The following is a 3,518-nucleotide window of genomic DNA, read 5'->3' as shown; positions in this document are numbered from 1 at the left end:
CAAGCGTTAGAAGTTTATCTGACACTTGTGTCTATTTGGTGCGATTATCGTTGATCGTTGCGAGTTCGTATGGCCTGAGCGGTGCAGACTGTTTTGGGTTATATGGTCAAGTGACGAAGCGTGCACGGTGGATGCCTTGGCAGCCAGAGGCGATGAAGGACGTTGTAGCCTGCGATAAGCTCCGGTTAGGTGGCAAACAACCGTTTGACCCGGAGATCTCCGAATGGGGCAACCCACCTGTCATAAGGCAGGTATCACACACTGAATCCATAGGTGTGTGAGGCGAACGCGGGGAACTGAAACATCTAAGTACCCGTAGGAACAGAAATCAATTGAGATTCCGTCAGTAGCGGCGAGCGAACGCGGATTAGCCCTTAAGCATGTGACTGGTTAGGAGAACGGTTTGGGAAGGCCGACCATAGTGGGTGATAGTCCCGTATCCGAAAACCTGAGCATGTGAAAACGAGTAGGTCGGGGCACGTGTAACCTTGACTGAACATGGGGGGACCATCCTCCAAGGCTAAATACTCCTGGCTGACCGATAGTGAACCAGTACCGTGAGGGAAAGGCGAAAAGAACCCCGGAGAGGGGAGTGAAATAGACCCTGAAACCGTGTACGTACAAGCAGTCGGAGCCCGCTTTGTTGGGTGACGGCGTACCTTTTGTATAATGGGTCAGCGACTTATTCTCAGTAGCGAGGTTAACCGTATAGGGGAGCCGTAGGGAAACCGAGTCTGAATAGGGCGACGAGTTGCTGGGAATAGACCCGAAACCGGACGATCTACCCATGGGCAGGTTGAAGGTGCGGTAACACGCACTGGAGGACCGAACCGGGATCTGTTGAAAAAGATTCGGATGACCTGTGGGTCGGAGTGAAAGGCTAATCAAGTCCGGAGATAGCTGGTTCTCCCCGAAAGCTATTTAGGTAGCGCCTCGTATATCACCACCGGGGGTAGAGCACTGTTTCGGCTAGGGGCCCATCCCGGGTTACCAAACCGATGCAAACTCCGAATACCGGTGAGTGCAGTACGGGAGACACACGGCGGGTGCTAACGTCCGTCGTGGAGAGGGAAACAACCCAGACCGCCAGCTAAGGTCCCCAAATTCCAGTTAAGTGGGAAACGATGTGGGAAGGCTCAGACAGCTAGGAGGTTGGCTTAGAAGCAGCCACCCTTTAAAGAAAGCGTAATAGCTCACTAGTCGAGTCGGCCTGCGCGGAAGATGTAACGGGGCTCAAACTGGATACCGAAGCTGCGGCAGTGCCTTAGGGCACTGGGTAGGGGAGCGTTGTGTAAGCCTGTGAAGGTGTGTTGAGAAGCATGCTGGAGGTATCACAAGTGCGAATGCTGACGTGAGTAACGATAATGCGGGTGAAAAACCCGCACGCCGAAAGACCAAGGGTTCCTGCGCAACGCTAATCGGCGCAGGGTGAGTCGGCCCCTAAGGCGAGGCTGAAAGGCGTAGCTGATGGGAAACGGGTTAATATTCCCGTACTTCTTGTAACTGCGATGGAGAGACGGAGAAGGCTAGGCCTACCGGGCGTTGGTTGTCCCGGGGAAAGGTTGTAGGCTGAGGTGTTAGGCAAATCCGGCACCTTAAGGCTGAGAACCGAGACCACCGGCCCTTTGTGGCTGGGAAGTGGTTGATGCCCTGCTTCCAGGAAAATCTTCTAAGCTTCAGGTTACGAGGAACCGTACCCTAAACCGACACAGGTGGTTGGGATGAGTATTCTAAGGCGCTTGAGAGAACTCGGGTGAAGGAACTAGGCAAAATGGTACCGTAACTTCGGGAGAAGGTACGCCACTTGGTGTGAAGGGCTTGCCCCGTAAGCATCGAGTGGCCGCAGTGAAAAGGCCCCTGCAACTGTTTATTAAAAACACAGCACTCTGCAAACGCGTAAGCGGACGTATAGGGTGTGACGCCTGCCCGGTGCCGGAAGGTTAATTGATGGGGTTAGTCTTCGGACGAAGCTCTTGATCGAAGCCCCGGTAAACGGCGGCCGTAACTATAACGGTCCTAAGGTAGCGAAATTCCTTGTCGGGTAAGTTCCGACCTGCACGAATGGCGTAATGATGGGGGCACTGTCTCCACCCGAGACTCAGTGAAATCGAAATCGCAGTGAAGATGCTGTGTACCCGCGGCTAGACGGAAAGACCCCGTGAACCTTTACTACAGCTTCACAGTGGACTTTGAGCCTGCTTGTGTAGGATAGCTGGGAGACATTGAAGCGGTGACGCCAGTCATCGTGGAGTCAACCTTGAAATACCAGCCTGGCATGTTTGAGGTTCTAACCCAGGCCCGTGATCCGGGTCGGGGACATTGTGTGGTGGGTAGTTTGACTGGGGCGGTCTCCTCCCAAAGAGTAACGGAGGAGCACAAAGGTACCCTCAGCACGGTCGGACATCGTGCAATGAGCGTAAAGGTAGAAGGGTGCTTGACTGCGAGACCTACAAGTCGAGCAGGTGCGAAAGCAGGTCTTAGTGATCCGGTGGTTCTGTATGGAAGGGCCATCGCTCAACGGATAAAAGGTACTCCGGGGATAACAGGCTGATACCGCCCAAGAGTTCACATCGACGGCGGTGTTTGGCACCTCGATGTCGGCTCATCTCATCCTGGGGCTGAAGCCGGTCCCAAGGGTATGGCTGTTCGCCATTTAAAGAGGTACGCGAGCTGGGTTTAGAACGTCGTGAGACAGTTCGGTCCCTATCTGCCGTGGGCGTTGGAGATTTGAGAGGAGCTGCTCCTAGTACGAGAGGACCGGAGTGGACGAACCTCTGGTGTTCCGGTTGTCACGCCAGTGGCATTGCCGGGTAGCTACGTTCGGACGGGATAACCGCTGAAAGCATCTAAGCGGGAAGCCTCCCTCAAGATGAGATCTCCCTGACCCCTTGAGGGTCCTGAAGGGCCGTGGAAGACCACCACGTTGATAGGCGGGATGTGGACGCGCTGTGAGGCGTGAAGCTAACCCGTACTAATTGCCCGTGCGGCTTGACCATATAACGCCAAAGCGGTTTGCCTTCCTTGCGAGACAAGGAACGGACAGGCAGCGAGCGGCGACGATCCATGATCGTGCTGAATAGATCAACGAGCGAAAGCGCGTAGCAGGTGTTGGATAACCCTGACGCTGGACTTCTCAATCCTGGAATTGGCTTTGCCTGTCCATCCACAGGCAAGGCAACCCTCTTTGGCGAAAGCCAAACCGGTTTGCCTGACGACCATAGCGAGTGGGAACCACCTGAACCCATGCCGAACTCAGAAGTGAAACCACTCAGCGCCGATGGTAGTGTGGGGTCTCCCCATGTGAGAGTAGGTCATCGTCAGGCTCCTAAATACAAAAGACCCCCGTCACGACAGTGCCGGGGGTTTTTTGTATTTAGGACACGGTGTCCTTCTTTCCCTACAAAGGCCCCTGTGACCGCCGATGCACCGAAGGTGCCAGGCGGAGGCGCCGAAGGCGTCGCGCAGCGATGGCGAGCACCGCTCGCCACCTAAGTCGGTCAGCCCGCCCCTCACATGGA

General features: G+C 55.1%; 2 rRNA genes. Both read left to right on the top strand.

Annotation, left to right across the window (positions count from 1 at the left end):
* Positions 1-104: 104 nt before the first annotated feature.
* Positions 105-2,996: ribosomal RNA gene (locus IM760_RS18710) — 23S ribosomal RNA — on the top strand.
* Between the two features lie 211 nt (positions 2,997-3,207).
* Positions 3,208-3,323 (top strand): 5S ribosomal RNA (gene rrf / locus IM760_RS18705).
* The last annotated feature ends 195 nt before the right edge of the window (positions 3,324-3,518 follow it).

Source organism: Alloalcanivorax marinus (genome assembly GCF_016906305.1).
GTDB lineage: Bacteria > Pseudomonadota > Gammaproteobacteria > Pseudomonadales > Alcanivoracaceae > Alloalcanivorax > Alloalcanivorax marinus.
The sequence above is the reverse complement of the archived record's forward strand: the minus strand, read 5'-3'. Positions and strand labels throughout refer to the sequence as shown.